This is a genomic window from Mangrovicoccus ximenensis (genome assembly GCF_003056725.1).
Lineage (GTDB): Bacteria > Pseudomonadota > Alphaproteobacteria > Rhodobacterales > Rhodobacteraceae > Mangrovicoccus > Mangrovicoccus ximenensis.
The window spans coordinates 403,926-425,218 of record NZ_QBKZ01000015.1 but is presented as its reverse complement, the minus strand read 5'-3'; the positions used below and the strand labels follow the sequence as shown (position 1 = coordinate 425,218).

Below are 21,293 nucleotides of genomic sequence, written 5' to 3'. Positions count from 1 at the left end.
TCCGGAGGTTCGTTTTTCGGTGTGCCGCCATCAGCGGGGAACAGTGTATCTGGCCTCGATCCGCCGCGCGGCGAGCGAGACAGGCCAGCAGAGCAGGAAATAGATCACCGCCACCATGCCGTAGACCTTGAAGGGCTGGAAGGTGGTGTTGGCGATGGCATTCCCGGCCTGGAAGAGTTCGACATAGCCGATGATCGCGGTCACCGCGGTCGCCTTCATGATGTCGACGAGGAAGCCGACGGTCGGGCCGACGGCCAGGGTCAGCGCCTGCGGCAGGATCACGTAGCGCATCTGCTCGAGATAGCCCATGGCGAGGCTCGAGGAGGCCTCCCACTGGCCGCGCGGCACCGCTGCGACGCAGCCTCGCCAGATCTCGCTGAGGAAGGCCGCGCTCCAGGCGATCAGCGCGATCGCCGCCGCCGCCCAGGTCGGCAGCCGCACGCCGAGATAGGCGATGCCGAAGAACAGCAGGTAGAGCTGCATCAGGAGCGGCGTGCCCTGGAAGAAGGCGACATAGGCGCCGAGCAGCCGCTGCAGCAGCCGGCTTTTCGACAGGCCCATCACGAGCAGCAGCAGCGCCAGCACCCCGCCGCCGATCGCGCCGACGAAAAACAGCACCAGCGTGTAGCGCGTCGCCAGCAGCAGGGCCGCGATGATCTCGGGATTGGTGTAGCTGATCATGCCCGCATCCCCCGCGACAGGACCCGGTCGCCGAAGGCCAGGAGGCTGCGCCGCAGCGCGTAGGAGATCGCCAGGAAGACGAGGCTCGAAAAGAAGAAGGTCTCGAAGGACCGGAAGTTGCGCGTCTCGATGAAGGTGGTCACCCAGGTCAGGTCCTCCACCGCGATCAGCGAGACCACGGCGGAATCGAGCAGCGCCATGGTCGCCAGCGAGCAGAGCGCCGGCCAGACCCGCGCCAGCGCCGGGACCAGCGTGACATGGCGGAAGGCCTGTCCTGCGGTCATGCCGAGGCTCGCCGCCGCCTCGTGCTGGCCGCGCGGCGTGGCGCGCAGGCCCGACTCGACGATCTTGGTGCCGAAGGCCGCCACCATCAGGCAGAGCGAGGCTATCGCCGCGCCGAACGGGTCGAGCCCGATGCCGAAGCGCGGCAGCGCGAAGAAGATGAAGAACAGGTGGATCATGTAGGGCGTGTTGCGGAAGAGCTCCACATAGGCGTTGATCGCCGCCCTGCCCCAGCCGGGGCCGGACACCAGCGCCCATCCCAGGAGGACGGACACCGGCGTGGCCACCGCGATGGCCAGAAGGGTGAGCGCAATGGTCCGGAGCGCCCCGCCCAGCAGGATGTCCCAGTACTCGATGATCCAGTCGAACGGCATCTTGCGCTTCCTTCCCTTGGCCTGTGCCGGATCAGAACCCGGCCGGCAGCTCCGCCTTCATCCAGCGCTTGGAGATCTCGTTGAGCCGGCCGTCGGCCTTGGCCTCGGCAATCACCCCGTTCAGGTAGTCGGCCATTTCCTGGTCGCCCTCGCGCACGCCGATATAGCACGGCGAGCTGTTGATCAGGAATTTCGGCACGATCTCGCGCGGCAGCGACGGGTTCTCCATCAGCGCGGCAGCAGTGACGTTGCCGGTGGCGAAGAAATCGACCGCCCCAGAGAAATAGGCGCTGAAGCCGCTGGCACCGCTTTCGAAGCGGGTGATCGTCACGTCTTCGCCAACCTTTTCGGTCAGTTCCAGATCCTCGATCGTGCCCTTGGTCACGCCGACCGAATAGCCGGCCAGATCCTCGGGGCCGTCGACCTCGACATCCGCGGGGCCGAAGACGCCGTTGTAGAAGGGCGCGTACTGCTCGGAGAAGTCGATCACCTCGTCGCGCTCGGCATTCTTGCCGAAGCTCGAGATCACGATGTCGACCCGGCCGCTGGTCAGCAGCGGCACGCGGTTGCCGCCGACGGCATTGGTGACCTCCAGCTCGACGCCGAGGTCGTCGGCGATCAGCTGCGCCATCTCGACGTCATAGCCGACGAGGCTGCCGTCGGGGGCCTTCATGCCGAAGGGCGGCGAATCGGAGGGCAGGCCGACGCGGATGGCGCCGCGCTCGCGGATATCGTCGAGCGTTCCGGCCTGCGCACCGAAGGCGGCAAGGCCGGCGGCCGCGGCCAGGACGGCGGAACGGATCAGGGAAAGGGAGGTCATGGAAGAACACCTTCGTTTCTGCGGGCCCGTCCGCGGGCGGAGCGGACCCGACGCGTGTCGGAACATCGTTGCCGGTCCATCAAGCCCGGAGCAGCGGCGGCGATCCAGCGCCCTGCCCCTCCCGGCCGCGCCGTGGCGCAAGATACTGCGGATCGCGGGTCATTTTCGCGCAGCCTGCTCTTTTGTTATGCATTGTAGTAACAATTAGACCGCTTCCGGCGCCCCGGCAAGCGCCGCCAGCCGCTCCGATGCCAGCGCCACCCACCAGGCGCAGCCGGCCGGGATGATGTCGTCATTGAAGTCGTAGAGCGGATTGTGCACCGCCGCGGACGGGCCGTTGCCGATCAGGATATAGGCGCCGGGCCGTTCCTCGAGCATGAAGGCGAAATCGTCGCCGCCCAGATTGTAGCCCGCCTCGGCGCAGCCGCCGGACACCGCCCGCGCCGCCTGCCGCGCCGCCTCGGTCTGGGCGGGAGCGTTGCGCACCACCGGGTTCTTGCGGCGGTAATCGAAGGCGATCTCCGCCCCGGATTGCCGCGCGGCGCCCTCGCAGACCTCGCGCATGCGCCGCTCGATCATGTCCTGCTGGCCGCCGTCGAGCGTCCGCGCCGTGCCGCGCAGATGCACCTGGTCGGGGATGATGTTATAGGCGGTCGAGGAGGTTTCGAAGCTGGTCACCGAGATCACCGCCTGCAGCGTCGGGTCGGCATTGCGGCTGACGATCATCTGCAGGCTGCCGACCAGATCGCAGGCAGCGGCAACCGGATCGATCGTGTAATGCGGCTTGGCGCCATGGCCGCCGCGGCCGGTCACGACAATGTCGAAATGGTCGGTCGAGGCAAAGAACGGCCCCTGGCGGATGGCGAAGCTGCCGGCCTCGATCCCCGGCCAGTTGTGCATCGAATAGACTTCCTGGATGCCGAAGCGCTCCATCAGCCCGGCCTCGATCATCGCGCGGCTGCCGGTGGCGTCTTCTTCGCCCGGCTGGAAGATCAGCACGACGGTGCCGGGAAAACTGCGCTCCGCCGCCAGATGGCGCGCGGCGCCGAGCAGCATCGCGGTATGGCCGTCATGGCCGCAGGCATGCATCCGTCCGGGCGTCGCCGAGGCATGGCCGAAACCGTTCTGCTCCTGCATCGGCAGCGCATCGGTATCGGCCCGCAGGCCGATGACGCCCGGTCCCTCCTTCCCGCGGATCACGCCGACCACGGCATTTTCGCCGACATCGCGGAAGATCGCGTCGCAGCCGAAGCTCCCGAGCAATTCGGCGATGCGCGCGGCGGTGCGCGCGGTGCCGAGGCTCAGTTCGGGATCGGCATGGAACGCGCGGCGCCAGCCGCGGATCTCGGGAAGCGCGGCTCCGAAATGCTGCTGCAGGTCGGTCATGACATCTCCTGTGGACGTGGGGCGCGGCTAGGGCGCGCGAAATTGGCGTGACAAAATGGCTTTCGCGCCGGACCATCCGGTGCCGCGCGATCCATCCTGCGGCAAGCGCTAGGCTTTTCAGGCGGCCGCAGACAGCAGGATCGGACGACGAGCGCCGAAATCCCCGAAAAATTCGGCATTTCCGCCCCAAAATCCGTCAGGTCGCCGAAATTATCAGCATAATGTCCCGACCTAATGACATTTAGCGCATAGATCATGTCATTGTGCTGGGCCGCTTGGCGGACGCTTCCTAGACCTGTCCCCGGAACGCATGACCCCCGGCAGTCCCTGCCGCCCTCCCAGGACCAACAGACAGGAGCATCCGCATGAAACGCAGGACTTTCTTCCAGGCCGCCACCTCGGCCGCCCTCCTGGCCGCGGCGCGCCCCGGCGGCGCGCTGGCCCAGGCCGCGCCGCGCACGCTGCGCTTCGTCCCCGATGGCGACCTGACCAATTTCGACCCGATCTGGGGCACCGCCTATGTGGTGCGCGACGGCGCGATGCTGGTCTGGGACACGCTCTACGGCGTCGACGACCAGCTGGTCCCGCAGCTGCAGATGCTCGAAAGCGACAGCGTCTCCGAAGACGGGCTGGTCTGGAGCTTCACCCTGCGCGGCGGGCTGATGTTCCATGACGGCACCCCGGTCACCGCCGAGGACGTGGTGGCGAGCCTCGACCGCTGGAAGCAGCGCGACGTGATGGGCCAGCGCATCGCCGAGATCGAGGAAGGACTGGCCGCGACCGGCGAGAGCACCTTCGAATGGCGCCTGAAGGAGCCCTTCGCCAAGATGCGCTTCGCGCTCGGCAAGGCCAATGCCCCCTGCGCCTTCATCATGCCGGCCCGCATCGCCGCCACCGACCCGTTCGAGCAGATCACCGAATTCGTCGGCAGCGGCCCGATGCGCTTCGTCGCGGAGGAATGGCAGGTCGGCGCCCGCGCGGTCTTCGAGAAATTCGAAGGCTACGTGCCGCGCGACGAGGCGTCGAACTGGCTGGCCGGCGGCAAGGTCGTCGCCTATGACCGGATCGAATGGATCACCATCCCGGACCCGGCGACGGCGGTGAACGCGCTGATCACCGGCGAGGTCGACTGGGTGCAGGCGCCGCTGCCCGATCTGGCGCCGCTGCTCGAGGCCAGCCCCGATGTCGAGACCGGCATCGCCGACGCGCTCGGCACCGTCAACGCGGTGCGCTTCAACCACCTCCAGCCGCCCTTCGACAACCCGGAGGTGCGCCGCGCCGTGCTGATGGCGATGGACCAGCAGGACTACATGGTGTCCCTGGTCGGCGACCGCCCCGATTACTGGAAGCCGATGGCGGGCTACTTCACGCCCGGCACGCCGCTCTACAACGAGATCGGCGGCGAGATCATGAAGGCGCCGCGCGACTTGGAAGCCGCCCGCAAGATCATCGCCGATGCCGGCTTCGCGGGCACGAAGATCACCGTGATGGTGGCACAGGACCTCGCCAACAACCGGGCGATCGGCGACGTGACCACCGAGCTGATGCGCCAGCTCGGCTTCGAAATCGACTATGTCGCAACCACCTGGGGCAACATCCAGGTCCGCCGCCAGAGCAAGGCGCCGGTCGAGGAGGGCGGCTGGAACATCTTCCACACCTCGCATTCGGGCACCGACTGCGTGAACCCGGCCGCCTATATCGGCCTGCAGGCCGGCGGCGACGATGCCTGGTTCGGCTGGCCGGAAAGCGCCGAGGTGCAGGCCGGGATCGCCGAGTGGTACGCCGCCGAGACCCCCGAGGCCGAACGCGCCGCCGCCGAGAAGATCAACGCCGCGGCGATGGAGACCGTGGTCTTCGGCCTCGCGGGCTTCAACCTCGAGCAGCAAGCCTGGCGCAACTCGATCACCGGCATCGAGGCCGCGCCGCTGCCGCTCTTCTGGGGTGTCGAGCCCGCGTGATGGCGCTGGTTCTCGCAAGACGGCTGGGATCGGGGGCGGTCGTCGCGCTGATGGTGGCGCTGACCGTCTTCGCCCTGCTCCACCTGTCGCCGGGAGACCCGGCGGCAGTCCTCGCCGGGGACAATGCCACGGCGGCGGACATCGCGCGCATCCGCACCAATCTCGGCCTCGACCGGCCGCTGCATGTGCAGTTCGCCGCCTGGCTCGGCGCGGTGCTGCAGGGCGATTTCGGCAATTCGCTGTTCTCCGGCCAGCCGGTCGCGGCGCTGATCGCCGAGCGGATGCAGCCGACCCTGTCGCTGATGGTGCTGACCACGGCGATCGCCGTCGCGGTGGCGATCCCGGCAGGCGTGCTGGCGGCCTGGCGCCCCGGCTCGATCCTCGAGCGGAGCATCGCGGCGATCTCGCTCACCGGCTTCTCGGTGCCGGTCTTCGTCGTCGGCTACTGCGTGGCCTTCGTCTTCGCGCTGAAGCTGCGCTGGCTGCCGGTGCAGGGCTATGCGCCGTTGGAAAACGGCGCCGGCCCCTGGCTCGCCAGCATCCTGCTGCCCTCGCTGGCGCTGTCGACCTCCTATATCGCGCTGATCGCCCGCACGACACGCGCCGCGATGATCGAGGTGCTGGCGCAGGACTACATCAAGACCGCCCGCGCCAAGGGCTGTTCGGACCTCTCCATCCTCTTCGTCCACGCGCTGCGCAACTGCGCGCTGCCGGTCTCGACGGTGATCGGCATGGGCATCGCGCTCCTGATCGGCGGCGCCGTCGCCACCGAGAGCGTCTTTGCCATTCCCGGACTCGGGCGGCTGCTGATCGACGCGATCCTGCGCGGCGACTATCCGGTGATCCAGGGGATCGTGCTGTTCTTCAGCTTCGTCTACGTCGCGATCAACCTTTGCCTCGACCTGCTTTACGGGGTCTTCGACCCGAGGGTGCGCCTGTGACCCGACTGTCCCTTCCCGCTCTTTCCGTCCTCCGGTTCCGCGGCAGCGCGCGGCTCTGGTGGGGCGGCGGCGCGCTCCTGCTGATCGCGTTCGCCGCGGTCTTCGCGCCGTTCCTTGCCTGGCACGATCCGGGCCAGATCGCCCCGACCGCGCGGCTGCGCGATCCGTCCGCCGAGCATTGGCTCGGCACCGACATGATGGGCCGCGATCTCTGGGCCCGGCTGGTCTACGGCACCCGCGTCTCGCTCGCCACCGGCCTGTCGGTGGCGCTGGCCGCGACGCTGGCCGGCGGGATGCTGGGCCTCCTGGCGGGCTTCCTGAAATGGCTCGATCCCGTGGTGATGCGGATCACCGACGGGCTGATGGCGATCCCCTCGCTGCTCCTGGCGATCTGCTTCGCTTCCGTGGCGGGCAGCGGGCTCGGCACGGTGATCCTGTCGATCACCCTCGCCGAGATGCCGCGCATGGTCCGCGTGGTGCGCGCCGTCACGCTGAGCCTGCGCTCCTCCGTCTTCGTCGATGCCGCCTGGCTTTCGGGCAGCTCGGCCACGGCGATCGTGCTGCGCCACGTGCTGCCGAACACGCTGGCGCCGCTGTCGGTGCAGGCGACCTTCATCTGCGCCTCGGCGATGGTGACGGAATCCGTGCTGACCTTCATCGGCGCGGGCACCCCGCCCGACATCCCCTCCTGGGGCAACATCATGAGCGACGCCCGCGCGCTGTGGCAGCTGAAGCCCCTGGCGATCTTCGCCCCGGCGGCAGCCCTGACGGTCACGATCCTGGCCGTGAACACCATCGGCGACGGACTGCGCGACCATTTCGACCCGCGAAAGGCCCGCGCATGACCGGCACGCCGCTTCTCGACGTCCGCAACCTCTCGGTCGCCTTCGACACGCCGCGCGGCCGGCTGCAGGCCGCCTCGGACGTCTCCTTCACCGTCGCCCGCGACGAGACCCTGGCCATTGTCGGCGAATCCGGCTGCGGCAAGTCGGTGACCCTCTCGGCGATCACCGGCATGCTCGGCGCCGCCAATGCCGGGATCACCGGCGAGGCGCTGTTCGGCGCGACCGACATGCTGACCGCCAGCCGGAAGGAAGCCCGGCGCATCCTCGGCAAGTCGATCGGCATGATCTTCCAGAACCCGATGACCAGCCTCAACCCGGTGCTGACCATCGGCTACCAGCTGGCCGAGCCGCTGCGGCTGCATACCGGCCTGTCGCGCAAGGCGCGCCGGGCGCGGGCGGTCGAGCTGCTGGCGCAGGTCGGCCTGACCGATCCGGAAAAGCGCATGGGCCAGTATCCGCACGAACTGTCCGGGGGCATGCGCCAGCGGGTGACCATCGCGATCGCGCTGGCCTGCGGGCCCGAGCTGATCGTCGCCGACGAGCCGACCACCGCGCTCGACGTGACCGTGCAGGCGCAGATCCTCGACCTGCTGACCGATCTGCGCCGCGCCTCGGGCGCTTCGGTGGTTATGATCACCCATGATCTCGGCGTGGTCGCCGCGATCGCCGACCGGGTGGCGGTGATGTATGCCGGGCGGATCGTCGAGACCGCGCCGGTCGCCACGCTCTTCGCCGCGCCCGCCCATCCCTATACCCGCGCGCTGATGGCGGCGGTGCCGGACCCGACCGCCGCAGCCGGCACGCCGGCGCGGGCATCGCGGTCATGGACTGTCCTCCGGGCGCCTTCCCGGCGCCGCGCACCGGATCTAGCAGCCGGACCGCGGCCGGTCGAGGTCCGCAGGCCTGGCGGCCCTGCGGCAAATGTCCGACCGGTCCCCGCTTCGATGTCGGCGGGGCCTGCGGCGCCTCTGTCTTTTCCGGAGCAAGTCCGGGAGGATAACCGGCATGCCGGGGCGAACGGGAACGGGCGGCGTCCAGCCGGGCTTGCCGCCCGGCGTCTTTACTTCTGCGATGCGGTTCCTGCGGCCGCCGTTTGCGCCGACCGTCCGGCAAGGCGCGGTGGCTGGCGCATTCTTCCGTCCGCCCGTGCGCACGCTGCGCAGCTGCCAGATGATCCCGCTCGAAATGCCGCTCCGCATGCGGCGCGGAAGCAGGGCCGGTCGCCGTCCGGAATGACGGTGTCATGGCCAGCCTGCGGCAACTGCGACTGCCTGGAGCCGGGCAGTCCGCGTGCAGCCGCCGGGCGGTGCCTGCGCGGGAGCCGTGTGCCGTGCCGGGCAGATCGGGGAAACCTCCGTTCGTCCGGAAGACCGCCCGGGTGCTGGACTCGGGACAGGTTGGGCCTGAGAGACGCCCTCCCGCCTTGAGGTGCCCGGACTGTGTCTGGCGACAGTCCGCGCGCTTGCAGCCGGTGCGGCGCAGTTTCGGGGGAGGGGCCGGAGCTCTGGCGGGCGCGCTCGCTGCGCGTTGGCATGGAGGCCGCGCCGGGCGATCGCCCGGACGGGGCCGTGCTCCCCCCGCCCACCCCTTTCGCAGGCAGGCCGCGGCCATTTCCGGCGCTCCAGCCGCATGGCGGGACCGATCTGGCGGCCGGTATGTCACGGCCGGACAACCTCGCATCAAGATCGCGCCGGAACATCCACGCCGCCGCGCAGTCGGACAGTCCGGAAACGTCGCCGGGTGTTCCGGAGGGTGCAGTCACGATCGGCCTGCGCTCTTCCCGGGCGGGCTCAGACGGGCAGGGGCTCCAGATCGGCCTCTTCGCAGACGGCGCCGATCTGGCCATGGCGGTCGCGGCCGGCACGGGCGGCGGTGACCAGCGCGCGGAAAATCCGGCGCTGGCGGCGCAGGTAGAAGAGGTGCTCGGGGTGCCACTGCACGCCGAGGGCGAAAGGGTCGCGGATCCGTTCGACCGCCTGGATCATGCCGCCCTCGTCGCGGGCAGCCACCACCAGCCCGTCGCCCAGATCCTTGACCGCCTGGGAATGCAGCGCATTGACCCTGAGGCCGGTCCGGCCCATCAGCCGCGCCAGCCGCGAGCCCTTCATCGTGCTGACCGTCTTGCGCGGCAGTACGGTCCAGACATGGCGGCTGGTGGAATAGACCTTGTAGGCGTCCTGGTGAAGCGTGCCGCCGAGCGCCACGTTGATCATCTGCGCGCCGCGGCAGATGCCGAGGATCGGGGTGTTCTGCGCCCAGGCCTCGGAGACGAGGCGGCGCTCCAGCTCGTCGCGCGCCGGGTCGAGACGGGCGGAGGTGACGAATTCGCCGCCGTAGAAATCCGGCGAGATGTCGTCGCCGCCGCCGATCACCAGCCCGTGCACCGCCGAGACATCGGCCTCGCGCCCGGCCTGCCAGCGCACGGCGCGCCCGCCCGCTAGCCAGATGTTGAAGGCGACCAGCGGAAAGATCCGCCAGCCGGAGCGCCGCGAAACGGTGACGCCGATCAGGGGCCTGGCCATGCTGCGCTCCGCCTCAGTGGTCCCGCAGCACCCGGTCGAGCCGCTCGACCCAGGCGCCTTCGGAAAACGGGCGGCCGCGGAAATTCTGCAGCCAGTCGCGCGCGGTCCGCTCCAGCAGGCGCGGCATCGCGGCCAGCGCCTCGACCGTGCGCCATTTTTCCCATTCGCCGGTGACCGTCCAGCCGGGCTCGTCTATGCGGCTCGAGGGCAGGCGGAAATGCCAGGTCGGCCGGGCCGAGGGCGCGTCGGCGCCGAGCCGGGCGGTTACCCGGTCCTCGTCGATCGAGCGGAAGAGCGGCAGCATGTCGAGGCCGAAATTCCGCGACGGCGCGTGCGTCAGGTAGAGGTCGATCAGCTCGGACATCTGCGTCCGTGCCGGGTCGAGCTGCAGCAGCGCGGCGCGCAGAGCCTCGGGCCAGGGCGAGGTGAAGGGCAGCGCACGGCGCGCGATGCTCATCGGTTCGTGCTGCCGGAACCACGGCTCGAGCACCGCCCAGGCCTGCATCACCGGCAGGATCGCCGACACGTCGGCATCGGTCTGTTCGGGGTTGAAATGCACGCCGAACCCGGCGGTCAGGCCCGAGCGCGTGCCTTCCGCGCCGGCCTCGCGCATGATTTCCGCCAGCTTGTCCAGTTCGGGCAGCGCGGTTTCCGGCAGCGGGCCGGTGATGATCTCCGCCGGGATCACCTGATGCGCGAGAGTGCCGACCAGTTCGGGCGCATTGGCCAGCTTGTCCTTGAAGGAGGTGTCGAGCTCGATGCGGATGTCGCCCAGCCGTGTGCCCTTGACCTCGCGGTCGAACCGTCCGGTCCGGGTGATCTCGCCGCCGAGATGCCCGGCGACGAGCTCGGCCACGCGGTCCTCGCCGAGACCGGCGAATTCGATTTCGACGCCGACGCGGCGCCCGGCGGGCGTGTCGGCACGTGCGGGGTCGAGCAAGTCCAGATGATCCATCTCGTCACAACGCGGCAGATCTCCGCCGGTTCCCTGCTTGCGGGTCATGCGGGCGACAGCTCCTCTTCGCCATCCTCTTCGGGCAGCGTGCCATGGGCGGGCTCCTCGTGGAAGCCCTGCACGACGAAGCGGCAGGTCAGGCGGTAGGCCTGGCCACCGTCATCGATCTCGGCCGCGGCGCCGAGCTGCGAGGCGAAGGCGCGGATCAGGTTGGTGCCGAGCCCCGAGGAGCCGACCGCCTCGCCCGGCATGACCGGAACGGGGCCCTTGGAATTCTCGACGGTCAGGCAGGCATGGCCGCCGCCCTCGTCGATCAGCGTTACCCGGATCCAGCCCGGGCGACCCTTCTCGTTACCGGCATATTTCAGCGCGTTGGTGATCGCCTCGGTGGTCAGCAGGCTGATCGGCACCGCTTGGTCGGGATAGAGCCGGATGCGGTCGAAGCGGGTCTCGATCTCGGTCTTGCGCGCGGGGCCGGCGAATTCGGCGAGCTGCTCGACCAGGTCCTTGAGCAGCGGCCCGGCCTGCACGGCGCCGAGATTCTCGGTGCGGTAGAGCGTGCGGTGCACGGTGGCCAGCGACAGCACGCGCGCCTGCAGCCGCTTCAGCGCATGCTTGGCCTCGGGCGCCTTCAGCTTGCGCATCTGCATGTTCATGATCGACGAGATCAGCTGCAGGTTGTTCTTCACCCGGTGGTGGACTTCCTTCAGGAGCACGTTCTTGTCGTGGATCAGCATCTCCAGATCGGCCTCGTCGCGCAGGATGGTCTCGCTGGCGGTGAGGAACGTGTCGAAGATCTCCGCGATCTCGGCGGGCATGTCGCGGGTCGAGCCCAGGGGCAGGCTGCGGTTGCGGGCAAAGCGGCGCAGGTCGTAGCGCAGCCGCCGGACATGGCGCAGCACCAGCCGGTCGACGGCGACATAGGCGACGAGCAGGCTCGCGAGCCACATCAGGATCGGGAAGAGCGGGATCGCCACCGCCATGCCGACGAGGCCGGGCTGGGACACTTCGGGGGCCCAGATGCCCACCGCATAGACCGTTCCGTCGATGATCGGGCTGACCGAATAGACCTGCGGCACGCCGCTGCGGCTCTCGGCGCGGAAGGTCATGCCGGTATCGGTGGCCAGCGAGGCGAGTTCGCGGTCGGCGGGCAGCAGGCGGCTGGCCTCCTCGTCGCCGTCCGAGCTGGTCAGCACCGTGCCGTCGCGGTTGAAGGTCTTGAACACCGCGCCGGTGCCGCTGTCGCCGGGCGGGGCGATCATGCCGTGCTCGAGCGAGACGAAGAGGAAGGATTCCAGCGCGTCGCCCTCCATAACCGGCACGATCGCGGTCAGCACCGGACGGTGCGACACGGCCGGGTTGGCGGCATAGTTCACGTAGGGCCGCGGGCTCTCGCGCAGATCGGCCAGCATCGGCCAGTCGGACACGTCGTAGAATTCGCCGGTGGAGGCGCAGCGGACCTGGCCGTCCGGCAGCAGGAGCCCGGCCGAGGCGACCTCGGGATGGTCCTCGGTGAAGGTGCGCATCGTCTCGATGCAGCTCGCCGTGCTGCCCGGGACGGCAGAAACCGCCTGGCCGAGGCCGGCGGCGGCACCGAAGGCCCACAGGATGTCTTCGCGGCTGCGGCGGGCGGCGGCACGGGTTTCGTCCGCCAGCCGCGCTTCGGTCTGGGCCGCGATGCGGTGGACCACTTCGCGGGTCTGCAGCACGGCCAGAAGCCCCACCGGCACGAGGGCAAGCGACAGGAACAGCATCAGCCGGACTGTCAGGCGCCGATGGAACTTCACTGGGGACGTGGGCACGGGCGGAATTTCCTTACGCGGTGGCGGTCCGGCCGGCGGAGATCACCGCCATGGTCGCCGGATCGGTCATTTCCATCGCTTCGTTCTCGCTCAGATGCATCAGCTCGGCGAGGCGGGCCCTGCCGCGGTTGATGCGGCTCTTGATCGTTCCGACGGCGCAGCCGCAGGTCTCGGCGGCTTCCTCGTAGGAGAAGCCGGACGCCCCGACCAGGATCAGCGCCTCGCGCTGTTCGTCGGTCAGCTGGTCGAAGGCGACGCGGAAATCGCGCAGCGCAAGGCGGCCGTCATGGGCGGGCTTTTCGGACAGCTGGGCGGTCAGCACGCCGTCGCCGTCCTCCACCTCGCGCACCTTCTTGCGGCGGTCGGAGTAATAGGTGTTGCGCAGAATGGTGAAAAGCCAGGCCCGAAGGTTGGTCCCGGTCTGGAACTTGTCGAAGTTGCTCCATGCTTTCAGCACGGTGTCCTGCACCAAGTCGTCAGCCGCGGCAGGCTGGCGGGTCAGGCTCATCGCGAAGGCGCGCAGCGAAGGCAGAAGCGCGATCAGTTCTTCCCGGGGATCGGGGTGGCTCATTTTCGGGTCTCCTGCTCTCGCAGCTTGTCGAGAAGCTGGGTGAGCTGATCGGGAATGGGCTCGTTGGCAGTCTCTTCGAAAATCTTCCTGAGATTCTCGTCGATCTGTTTCTGGACTGCATCCTTGTCTGGCGTGGGGCTTGCCATCTGGTCCTCGTGCAATATTTTTTTGGCCGCGCGGAACAAAACGCCTGCGATAGGGTTCGGTTCCCGAGTGCATCAAAAAAAGTTGGAAGCTATGAGCCAGGACATCAATCTCGCAGACTCGGTCGCGGCGGAACTTCCCTATCTGCGGCGCTACGCCCGGGCCCTCACCGGCAGCCAGGCCAGCGGGGACCAGTATGCGGTGGCCACGCTCGAGGCGGTTCTGCAGAATGCCTCGGCCGTGACGGAAAGCTCGTCGGTGCGCGTCGGCCTGTACCGCACCTTCCACGCCATCTGGGCCAGCTCCGGCCGCCAGATCGAGGCGGGCGAGACCGGCGCGATGGCAAAGGCGCAGCGCCGTCTCGACCATCTGACCGCCGGCACGCGCGAGGCGCTGCTGCTGTCGAGCATCGAGGAATTTTCCGATGCCGAAGTCGCCGAGATCATGGAGGAGACCGTCGACGCGGTGCGCCTGCTGATCGAGAAGGCGCGCGACGAGATGGCCGACCGGGCCGCGGGCCGCGTGATGATCATCGAGGACGAAACCATCATCGCTATGGATCTCGAGGGCATCGTCTCGGGCATCGGCCACGAGGTGACCGGCATCGCACGCACCGCCAGCTCGGCGGTGGAGCTCGGCAAATCCGAAAAGCCGGACCTGGTGCTGGCCGACATCCACCTGGCGGATGACAGCTCGGGGATCGACGCGGTCAACGAGCTCCTGGCGCATTTCGGCGAGCTGCCGGTGATCTTCATCACCGCCTATCCCGAGCGCCTTCTGACCGGCGAACGCCCGGAGCCGGCCTTCCTGATCGCCAAGCCCTATAACGAGGACCAGGTCCGCTCGGCGGTCAGCCAGGCGCTGTTCCTGTCCTCGACCGAAGAACTGTCCGTCTGAACCGCGCGCCGGCGCGCTTGGAAGGGGAGGGGTGCGCGCCGGCGGCCCTCCCCTTTTTTCCGGGCATCCGGAAGGTCTGCCGGACCGCGCCCCGTTGCCCGGAGCTGCGGGGCTTTGACCGCGCGAAGACGGCATGCTGCAGTCCGGAGATTTCGATTGCGCGGGACCTCGGGATTGCGGGCGGCAGCCGCTGGCCGGTTTGCCGCAGGCGGATCGCGGAGCGGGGCCATGGCGCCGCCGGGACCACCGGCGCCTTGGAGCCTTGCGGCACAAAGGAGATCAGGGGGCACCTCGTGGCTCCGATGCAGCAGCCGGGCGGCATGGGCAGACCTCCGAAGACGGCGTGCAAGACCGCGAACTCGCGCTGCTGCAATCAGGCGTTGAGGCAGCGAGGCCATCCGGTCGGCGTGGCCGCCAGCAGGCAAGCCGCGACGCTGCGATCCGGGCCTGCAGCCGCCTCAAGGTCCGCCTTGGCCTGCCGTTTCCCAGGGGCGGGCCCGCTGGCGAACGGGGTCATGGCAAGCCTGCCCGAGCTGTCCGTGCTTGGCCTTCCTCCTCCTGTCATGTCGCCGGAAAACCTTGGAAGTCACCATCCCGCATCGCTGCAAAATGGCGCGTTTCTCCCGCTGCGGAGGATTTGCCGCTGGCGCGGACCGGCCCGGCCGTCCCGGACAGGCGCGGCCATGGCGCAAGAGGAAGCCCTGCCGGTGCTGCCGCGCCTTGCCCGTGGCGCGCATCGCCTTGCCCGGGCGCACGGCGACTGGCAGACGCCGCCCGCGGAGCTCTTGGCGGGGATCCGCGGCGCGGTGCTGCTCTATCCCTATTGCGGGGCGCTGAACGGCGCGGCGCGTACCGGCTGGGCGGCCGCGCCGCCGGCGCTGATGATCCTCGGCGGGCAGGACAGCATCGTCAGCACGCCGGATTGCCGCCGGATGGCGGAGCGGCTGACCGGGCAGGGGGCGCGGATCTCGGTCGCGGAAATTCCCGAAGCCGATCACGGCTTCGACCAGCGCGAGAAATCCTTCCTCTCCTCGCTGGTCTTCGATGCCGGGCTGCGCGGGCGTGCCCGGGAGGAAGTGGGGGCTTTCCTCTCCGGGCTGCCCGCTCCAGGCAGGTAGCAGGTGATGGCGGTGCGCATCTGCATAGGCCTGCGGGGACAGCAGGCAGATCCGGCCCGCCGCACCTGCCGGACTAGCGGCTTCCGCCGCCGGGAAACGTGCGAATTCTCACAAAGAAAAGAAAATTTGCCGGATTTCGCCGGTGCATGGCCCCGCCCGCAACCGCAGGCGGTGGCAGGCGGTCCGGCGGCCCGTCAGGCGCGATTCCGCGCGCGTTCAGGGCTGGGGCGCGGTCCGCGCGTCATAGGCGGCGCGGGCGGCCTCGACCTGCGGGAGGCTGTCCCAGGTCCAGCGGTAGAGCGCCTTGAAGGGCGGCAGCAGCGAGCGGCCGAGATTGGTCAGGTCATAGCGCACCGAAACCGGCGACGTGTCGAGCACCTCCCGCGAGACCAGCCCGTTGCGCTCGAGCTTGCGCAGCGCATGGGTCAGGGATTTCTGCGACACGCCCTCGAGGCAGCGCTTCAGCTCGTTGAAGCGGTGCGGCGTGCCTTCGAGCACGGTCAGGATCATCATCGACCATTTGTCGGCGATCTCGTCGAACAGCGCGCGGCAGCCGCAGCCGGCCGAGAAGGTGATCTGGCAGGTGCCGTCCATGGGCGGTTACCTCGAAGTGACCTGGGGCGGAAAAGGTGCCCTCTTGAACCCAGGTATCCGAAAGTTACCTTGGCTGCAACGCAGCAATCCCAGAGGAATCGCAATGTCCCTTGACCAAGTGAGCGTCGGCACCGAGGTGCTGTTCCGTCCGTTCCGCCTGAACGGGCTGGAGCTGAAGAACCGCATCGTGATGGCGCCGATGACCCGCGGCATGGCCCCCGAGGGCATCCCGGGCGCGGCGAATGCCGACTATTACGCCAAGCGCGCCGCGGGCGAGGTGGGCCTGATCCTGACCGAAGGCACGGTGGTCGACCGTCCCGCCTCGCGCAACCTGCCGGGTATCCCGTTCTTCCATGGCCCGGCGCTCGACGGCTGGAAGGTCGTCGCCGATGCCGTCCATGCCGCGGGCGGCCGGATCGGCCCGCAGATCTGGCATACCGGCTCGACCCGCGGCGGCGAGTGGGAACCGGAGGCGCCGGTCGAAAGCCCCTCGGGCCTCGTCGGTCCGGGCGACAGCCGCGGGACCGAGATGACCGAGGAGGACATCGCCGACACGATCGCCGCCTTCGCCTCGGCCGCCGCGGAGGCCAAGCGGCTGGGCTTCGACGTGGCCGAGCTGCACGGCGCGCATGGCTACCTGATCGACCAGTTCTTCTGGGAGGGCACCAACCTGCGGACCGACCGCTGGGGCGGCGCGACCCTGCCGGAGCGCGCGCGCTTCGCCGCCGAGATCGTCAAGGCGGTGCGTGCTGCCGTCGGCCCGGATTTCCCGCTGCTGCTGCGCGTCAGCCAGTGGAAGCAGCAGGACTACAAGGTCAAGCTGGCCTCTGACCCGGCCGCGCTCGAAGCCTGGCTCGGCCCGCTCGCGGATGCGGGCGTGGACGTGTTCCACTGCTCGCAGCGCCGCTTCTGGGAGCCGGAATTCCCCGAGATCGACGGCGGGGAGGGGCTGAACTTCGCCGGCTGGACCAAGAAGCTGCTGGGCAAGCCGACGATCAGCGTCGGTTCGGTCGGGCTCGACGGCGAGTTCTTCGGCGCCTTCCGCGGCGAGGGCTCGGGCGCGACGCCGCTCGATAAGCTGGTGGCGCGGATGGAGCGCGACGAGTTCGACCTGATCGCGGTCGGCCGGGTGCTGCTGACCGATGCCGCCTGGGCGGAGAAGGTCAAGCGCGGCGCAGCCGGCGAAATCGGCGGCTTCAACCCGGCTTCGCTCGGCGTTCTGGCCTGACCGTCCGGCCGCGCGGGGCGCCAGGCTGCGCACCCAGTCGAGCAGCGGCCGCCCGGTCCCCGCCAGCATCTGGTAGCGCCCGGTGCCCTTCGGCCCGGTGAGGACCGCGCCCTCGACGCAGAGGATGTCGAGCGGCAGTTCGCCGGTTTCGACCCGCTCCAGCAGCGCGCGGACCTCGGCCCCGGTCGCCTCGGAAAGCGACGGATGCCAGAGGAATTCCAGACCCGCGCCGTCGAAGAGATCGAAGACCCCGGGGCTTTCGGCGCAGAGCAGCGACATGGTGCAGCCGCCGCAGCCGGCCGCCTGGAGCCATAGGATGTTCATGCCGCGCCCTCCGCCGCTTCGAGTTCCAGCCGGAAGCAGGCCCCCGCGCCCTCGTCGCGAGCGCCAGCGCGCCGCCATGCTCCTCGGCGATCTTGGCCGAGATCGACAGGCCGAGCCCGGTCCCCTGCCCCACCGCCTTGGTCGTGAAGAACGGGTCGAAGATGGTCGAGCGGTGCTCGGGCGCGATGCCGGGGCCGTTGTCGCGCACGGTCAGCACGGCGCGGCCGCCCTCGTTGGCCAGCGCCATCTCGAGCCGCGCCCCGGATGTCCCGGCCATCGCATCGACCGCATTCTGCACGAGGTTCATGATCACCTGCTGGATATGTCCCATCCGCCCCTTGGCCATCAGCGCCGCGGGACCGGACCAGACCACGTCGACCTTGTGCTCGGTGCCGCGCTCGATCCAGCGCAGCGCGGTGCGCGCGCAATCGGCGAGATCGAAGACCGCCATCTCGCCCGAGCCCTCCGCCGACAGGCGGCGCAGGTCCTCGACGATGTCGCGCACCCGCTCGGCCCCGTCGCGGGCGCCGTCGATGGCGTGGCGCATGTTGCGGATGTCGCGGTCGAGCCGCAGCCTCTGGCGCAGCTCGATCAGCTCCTCGCGGCTGGCGCCGTCCTGGACGCGGTCGAAATATTCCTCGAACCGGCCGACATATTTCCCGAGCGCGTGGGAATTGGCATAGACGAAACTGATCGGGTTGTTCAGCTCATGCGCCACCCCGGCGAGCAACCGGCCGAGCGAGGCCATCTTTTCGTTGCGCACCAGCTGGCTCTGCGCCTGTTTCAGCGCCTCGTGGCTGGCCTCGAGCTCGCCATAGGCGCGGCGCAGCTCGCCCAGCGGCCGCCCGGTCAGCACCGCGCCGGTGGCGCTCCGCGACCGGCTGCGCCCCGGCGCGCGCGAAGCGGTCGAAGGGCTGAAGGCGCAGGGGCTGCAGGTGCATCTGCTCTCGGGCGACGCGGAACCGGCGGTCCGGGCGCTTGCCGAGGAGCTGGGCATCGCCGACTGGCGCGCGGGCATCCTTCCCGCACAGAAGGCGGGCTATGTCCAGGCACTGTCGGCGCAGGGGGCCAAGGTGCTGATGGCCGGGGACGGGCTCAACGACACGGCGGCGCTGGCCTCGGCGCATGCTTCGGTCTCGCCTGCCTCGGCGCTGGAAGCCGCGCGGGTCGCCTCGGACATGGTGCTCCTGCATGCAGATCTGTCGGCGCTGCCCGAAGCGCGGGCCACGGCCCGCAAGGCGGTGCGCCGCATCCGGGAAAACTTCCGCATCGCGACGGTCTACAACGTCCTCGCCGTGCCGCTGGCGGTGGCCGGGCTCTGCTCGCCGCTGATCGCGGCGGCGGCGATGTCGGCGAGCTCGATCACGGTCTCGCTGAACGCATTGAGAGTGAGATAGATGGAAATCCTCGCAATCCTGATCCCGGCTTCGCTGCTGCTCGGCGCGGTCGGGCTTGCGGCCTTCTTCTGGACGCTGCGCTCGAACCAGTACGAAGACCCCGAGGGCGATGCCCGCCGCATCCTGTCGGGCGAGTATGACGACAAGCCGAAAGGCGACTGAGCCGCGGCTCAGGCCGGTTCCGAGATCTCGATCAGGTTGCCGTCGGGATCGCGCAGGTAGACCGAGCGGATCGGTCCCGTCGCGCCGGTGCGCATCACCGGGCCCTCCTCGACAGGGATGCCAGCGGCCGCCAGCGCGGCCGTCACCTCGGCGAGCGGCCGGTCGGCGAGGAAGCACAGGTCGAGCGATCCGGGCTGCGGTACCCGCGCCTTCGGCTCGAATTCGCGGCCCTTCACATGCAGGTTGATCTTCTGGTTTCCGAACCGGAAGGCGCGGCGGCCCGTGCCGAAGGTCTCGAGCCGCATGCCGAGGACGCCGGTGTAGAACGCGACGCAGGCGTCTTCGTCCGCCGTGGTCAGCACCAGGTGGTCGAGCGCGCCGATCATGCGGCCGGGCGCGCCAGCGTGCCGATCACCGCATAGTCGCGGTAGAGCGGCTGCACCTCCGCCACCAGCCCGTGCGCCGCGGCGATCCGGGCGAAGGCCGCGGCCATGTCCGGGCGCGGGGTGACGTGGAATTTCGACAGCCACCAGCGCATCAGCCCGCCGAAGGCGCCGGGAAAGCCGCTCTGCAGGCCGAAATCGACCATGTGGATGCGCCCGCCGGGGGCCAGCATCGGCACCGCGTGCTCCAGCGCGGCTTCCCAGTCGGGGATCATCGACAGGCAGTAGCTGAACACGATCCGGTCGAATTGCGGCTGCTTCAGCGTCATCTGGGGATCGAAGCTGCAGGCATCGGCCTTGGCGAACCTGATCCGCCAGTTCATTGCCGCGCGGTAGCTGTTCTTCGAGGCCTGGCGCAGCATCTTGCGGGAAATGTCGATGCCGAAGAGCTGCGCGTCCTGGTAGCGGTCGCCGATCTTGATCAGGTTGCGTCCGGTGCCGCAGGCGATCTCCAGCACGGTGCCCTCGGCGGGCACGTCGAGATCCGCGATCAGCCGGTCGCGCCCCAGCAGGTAATATTTCCGCGTCAGGTCGTAGATCGCCGCCTGGTGCCGGTAGACGCGGTCCATCAGGTCGCCGTGATCGTGATCTTCCTGCATGCGCTGCGCTATCCTTGGAATGTGTATTTGTGGAAGCCGCCATAGATGGCGGAGCGGTCCTGCTGCCAGAAGGCATGGCCTTCCTCGGGGACCGAAATCCAGCGCGCCAGCGTCGCAGGCGCCACCCGCCCGGGCAGGATGTCAGGGGCGCCGCCGGTGCGGAAGATCACGCGCGCGCCGGGACGGGCGGTGCGGGTGATCTGGCTCCACAGGGCGTTGAGCTGGCCGTCGGTCATCCAGTCCTGCGCATCGAGCAGCACATAGGCGTCCTGGCTGGCATCGGGCTTCTCCGCCAGCATGTCGGTGAGGTTGCGGTTGGCCACCTCGGCGCGCGGCGCGGCGGCGCGCAGCGCCTCCCAGTTCTCCGCCATCAGATAGGGCGGCACCGGGCCGGTCCCGTCCGCCTTGTAGCCGCGGTTGAAGGCGGCCCAGGCGAAGTAGTTCTCCGAGATCGGGAAATCGCACATCAGCTTGCGGGTGCGCTCGCGCAGGACCGGCACGATGTCGCCGCCGCCGTCCGCGGCCAGCTTGTCGAACTGCGCGGGCGGGATGCCGAGCCCGAAGAGCGAGGCGCGGCGCCGGGCAAGGAAGCGCACGCCGCGGGTCTCGAACAGGGGCGCGACCTCGGCATTGAAGAAGTCCCGCTGCTCGTCCAGCGTCTTGGCGGCCAGGAGCGGGCGGAAATCGACCCGGCCGAGCCCGGCGACCAGATGCGCGGCGGCGATGAACCGGCCGAGCACGCCGTAGCGGTAGAAGCCGTTGCCGAACATCTCGATGCGGCGGCGCATCCGGCCCTGGCGGGCCTCCCAGAAGGCGCGGCTTTCCGCGTCGAGCGCGGGCGCGATCCAGCGGTCGTAGAGCGCGGCATTGCCCTTGCGGTCGGCATGGCCGAAGAAGTCGTAGAAGGCGGCGTGGTCGGGAAGGGCCTGCGCGGCGGCGAGCTTCAGCCGGTTGAGCGCCACATGGGCCGGGCTCAGATCGACCGCCGTGACGCCCGCAAGCCCGGTCGAGAGATAGCTCATCATGTTGCAGCCGCCCGAGGCGATGCAGACCAGCCGGTCGGAGGGGCCGAGCTCAAGCGCCGCCATGTCGACCACCGGGTCCTCCCAGATCTGGGCATAGACGAGGCCGGTGAAGAGGTTGGAGAAGACCCGTTCCAGCGCGCCGGTGGCCGAGAGCGCGGATTTCTGGTGGACGGCGCCGTTCAGCTGCCGGCGGGCGAAGCTCTGATCTGTCATGTCGGTGTCCCG

The 21,293-nt window shown here is 69.3% G+C and carries 21 protein-coding genes and 4 pseudogenes; 10 read left to right on the top strand and 15 right to left on the bottom strand.

The window, feature by feature from the left end:
• Nucleotides 1-30 precede the first annotated feature (30 nt).
• The 4 genes from C7T91_RS18045 to C7T91_RS18030 form a co-directional block, all read right to left on the bottom strand.
• Nucleotides 31-681 carry an amino acid ABC transporter permease gene (locus C7T91_RS18045; RefSeq protein WP_108260454.1) on the bottom strand — a complete coding sequence of 217 codons (651 nt, stop codon included), beginning with the start codon at nucleotides 679-681 and terminating at the stop codon, nucleotides 31-33.
• A complete protein-coding gene (locus tag C7T91_RS18040) occupies nucleotides 678-1,337 on the bottom strand; it encodes an amino acid ABC transporter permease (protein ID WP_108260453.1) in 660 nt (219 codons plus the stop codon). The genes C7T91_RS18045 and C7T91_RS18040 overlap by 4 nt, the downstream gene beginning before the upstream one ends.
• Nucleotides 1,338-1,368: 31 nt before the next feature.
• Nucleotides 1,369-2,157: a transporter substrate-binding domain-containing protein gene (locus C7T91_RS18035; protein WP_108260452.1), complete on the bottom strand. Its 789-nt coding sequence runs from the start codon at nucleotides 2,155-2,157 to the stop codon at nucleotides 1,369-1,371.
• A 204-nt stretch (nucleotides 2,158-2,361) separates the two neighbouring features.
• The gene (locus tag C7T91_RS18030) at nucleotides 2,362-3,543 is read right to left on the bottom strand and encodes an amidohydrolase (protein ID WP_108260451.1); all 1,182 of its coding nucleotides are present in this window, start codon (nucleotides 3,541-3,543) and stop codon (nucleotides 2,362-2,364) included.
• 365 nt (nucleotides 3,544-3,908) lie between these two features.
• Between C7T91_RS18030 and C7T91_RS18025 the strand changes: the two genes are divergently transcribed.
• The 4 genes from C7T91_RS18025 to C7T91_RS18010 are packed head-to-tail and all read left to right on the top strand — an operon-like array spanning nucleotide 3,909 to nucleotide 8,714.
• Entirely contained in the window at nucleotides 3,909-5,501 is a 1,593-nt protein-coding gene (locus C7T91_RS18025; protein ID WP_108260450.1) for an ABC transporter substrate-binding protein, read from the top strand.
• A complete protein-coding gene (locus C7T91_RS18020) occupies nucleotides 5,501-6,442 on the top strand; it encodes an ABC transporter permease (RefSeq protein WP_108260449.1) in 942 nt (313 codons plus the stop codon). The genes C7T91_RS18025 and C7T91_RS18020 overlap by 1 nt, the downstream gene beginning before the upstream one ends.
• The gene (locus C7T91_RS18015) at nucleotides 6,439-7,287 is read left to right on the top strand and encodes an ABC transporter permease (protein ID WP_108260448.1); all 849 of its coding nucleotides are present in this window, start codon (nucleotides 6,439-6,441) and stop codon (nucleotides 7,285-7,287) included. Before C7T91_RS18020 ends, C7T91_RS18015 begins: the two co-directional genes overlap by 4 nt.
• Complete coding sequence (locus C7T91_RS18010; protein ID WP_108260447.1) at nucleotides 7,284-8,714, top strand: ATP-binding cassette domain-containing protein; 1,431 nt, start codon at nucleotides 7,284-7,286, stop codon at nucleotides 8,712-8,714. Before C7T91_RS18015 ends, C7T91_RS18010 begins: the two co-directional genes overlap by 4 nt.
• Before the next feature lie 363 nt (nucleotides 8,715-9,077).
• On the opposite strand, the gene C7T91_RS18005 is transcribed toward C7T91_RS18010, so the two are convergent.
• Genes C7T91_RS18005 through C7T91_RS17985 form a run of 5 tightly spaced genes read right to left on the bottom strand, consistent with a single transcriptional unit; the run spans nucleotide 9,078 to nucleotide 13,283 of the window.
• Nucleotides 9,078-9,809: a gamma-glutamyl-gamma-aminobutyrate hydrolase family protein gene (locus tag C7T91_RS18005; protein ID WP_108260446.1), complete on the bottom strand. Its 732-nt coding sequence runs from the start codon at nucleotides 9,807-9,809 to the stop codon at nucleotides 9,078-9,080.
• 13 nt (nucleotides 9,810-9,822) lie between these two features.
• Nucleotides 9,823-10,812: an amidoligase family protein gene (locus C7T91_RS18000; protein WP_108260445.1), complete on the bottom strand. Its 990-nt coding sequence runs from the start codon at nucleotides 10,810-10,812 to the stop codon at nucleotides 9,823-9,825.
• Nucleotides 10,809-12,566: a sensor histidine kinase gene (locus C7T91_RS17995; RefSeq protein ID WP_145962930.1), complete on the bottom strand. Its 1,758-nt coding sequence runs from the start codon at nucleotides 12,564-12,566 to the stop codon at nucleotides 10,809-10,811. Before C7T91_RS17995 ends, C7T91_RS18000 begins: the two co-directional genes overlap by 4 nt.
• Before the next feature lie 13 nt (nucleotides 12,567-12,579).
• A complete protein-coding gene (locus tag C7T91_RS17990; protein WP_108260443.1) occupies nucleotides 12,580-13,137 on the bottom strand; it encodes an RNA polymerase sigma factor in 558 nt (185 codons plus the stop codon).
• Nucleotides 13,134-13,283, bottom strand: a complete 150-nt coding sequence (locus C7T91_RS17985) for a NepR family anti-sigma factor (RefSeq protein WP_108260801.1) — start codon at nucleotides 13,281-13,283, stop codon at nucleotides 13,134-13,136. Before C7T91_RS17985 ends, C7T91_RS17990 begins: the two co-directional genes overlap by 4 nt.
• 91 nt (nucleotides 13,284-13,374) lie before the next feature.
• Between C7T91_RS17985 and C7T91_RS17980 the strand changes: the two genes are divergently transcribed.
• The 3 genes and pseudogenes from C7T91_RS17980 (at nucleotide 13,375) to C7T91_RS17970 (ending at nucleotide 15,296) form a co-directional block, all read left to right on the top strand.
• Complete coding sequence (locus C7T91_RS17980) at nucleotides 13,375-14,178, top strand: response regulator (RefSeq protein WP_108260442.1); 804 nt, start codon at nucleotides 13,375-13,377, stop codon at nucleotides 14,176-14,178.
• A 388-nt stretch (nucleotides 14,179-14,566) separates the two neighbouring features.
• A pseudogene (locus C7T91_RS17975) lies at nucleotides 14,567-14,659 on the top strand (IS5/IS1182 family transposase); the annotation flags it as partial.
• A 202-nt stretch (nucleotides 14,660-14,861) separates the two neighbouring features.
• Nucleotides 14,862-15,296: a dienelactone hydrolase family protein gene (locus C7T91_RS17970; protein ID WP_108260441.1), complete on the top strand. Its 435-nt coding sequence runs from the start codon at nucleotides 14,862-14,864 to the stop codon at nucleotides 15,294-15,296.
• A gap of 216 nt (nucleotides 15,297-15,512) precedes the next feature.
• Here the strand turns inward: C7T91_RS17970 and C7T91_RS17965 are convergent, their stop codons facing one another.
• Nucleotides 15,513-15,890, bottom strand: a complete 378-nt coding sequence (locus C7T91_RS17965) for a winged helix-turn-helix transcriptional regulator (protein ID WP_108260440.1) — start codon at nucleotides 15,888-15,890, stop codon at nucleotides 15,513-15,515.
• A gap of 103 nt (nucleotides 15,891-15,993) precedes the next feature.
• On the opposite strand from C7T91_RS17965, the gene C7T91_RS17960 reads away from it, so the two are divergent.
• Nucleotides 15,994-17,118 carry an NADH:flavin oxidoreductase gene (locus tag C7T91_RS17960; RefSeq protein WP_108260439.1) on the top strand — a complete coding sequence of 375 codons (1,125 nt, stop codon included), beginning with the start codon at nucleotides 15,994-15,996 and terminating at the stop codon, nucleotides 17,116-17,118.
• 9 nt (nucleotides 17,119-17,127) lie between these two features.
• Here C7T91_RS17960 and C7T91_RS17955 read toward each other — a convergent pair.
• Both C7T91_RS17955 and C7T91_RS39650 read right to left on the bottom strand, forming a co-directional pair.
• Nucleotides 17,128-17,442: pseudogene (locus C7T91_RS17955) on the bottom strand (NADH-quinone oxidoreductase subunit B family protein); the annotation flags it as partial.
• Between the two features lie 109 nt (nucleotides 17,443-17,551).
• Nucleotides 17,552-17,719 (bottom strand): annotated as a pseudogene (locus C7T91_RS39650) (ATP-binding protein); the annotation flags it as partial.
• A gap of 583 nt (nucleotides 17,720-18,302) precedes the next feature.
• On the opposite strand from C7T91_RS39650, the pseudogene C7T91_RS17945 reads away from it, so the two are divergent.
• Together C7T91_RS17945 and ccoS are read left to right on the top strand one after the other, a co-directional pair.
• A pseudogene (locus tag C7T91_RS17945) lies at nucleotides 18,303-18,839 on the top strand (HAD-IC family P-type ATPase); the annotation flags it as partial.
• On the top strand, nucleotides 18,840-19,001 hold the full coding sequence (gene ccoS, locus C7T91_RS17940; protein WP_108260437.1) for a cbb3-type cytochrome oxidase assembly protein CcoS: 162 nt from the start codon (nucleotides 18,840-18,842) through the stop codon (nucleotides 18,999-19,001).
• 8 nt (nucleotides 19,002-19,009) lie between these two features.
• Here ccoS and C7T91_RS17935 read toward each other — a convergent pair whose 3' ends face one another.
• From C7T91_RS17935 to C7T91_RS17925, 3 genes are read right to left on the bottom strand one after another with little or no spacing between them, the layout of a single operon-like run.
• A complete protein-coding gene (locus C7T91_RS17935) occupies nucleotides 19,010-19,387 on the bottom strand; it encodes a VOC family protein (protein WP_108260436.1) in 378 nt (125 codons plus the stop codon).
• Nucleotides 19,384-20,043 (bottom strand): class I SAM-dependent methyltransferase, encoded by a 660-nt coding sequence (locus C7T91_RS17930; RefSeq protein ID WP_108260435.1) that lies wholly within the window; start codon nucleotides 20,041-20,043, stop codon nucleotides 19,384-19,386. The genes C7T91_RS17935 and C7T91_RS17930 overlap by 4 nt, the downstream gene beginning before the upstream one ends.
• Before the next feature lie 8 nt (nucleotides 20,044-20,051).
• A complete protein-coding gene (locus tag C7T91_RS17925; protein ID WP_108260434.1) occupies nucleotides 20,052-21,281 on the bottom strand; it encodes a DUF3419 family protein in 1,230 nt (409 codons plus the stop codon).
• Nucleotides 21,282-21,293: the final 12 nt, after the last annotated feature.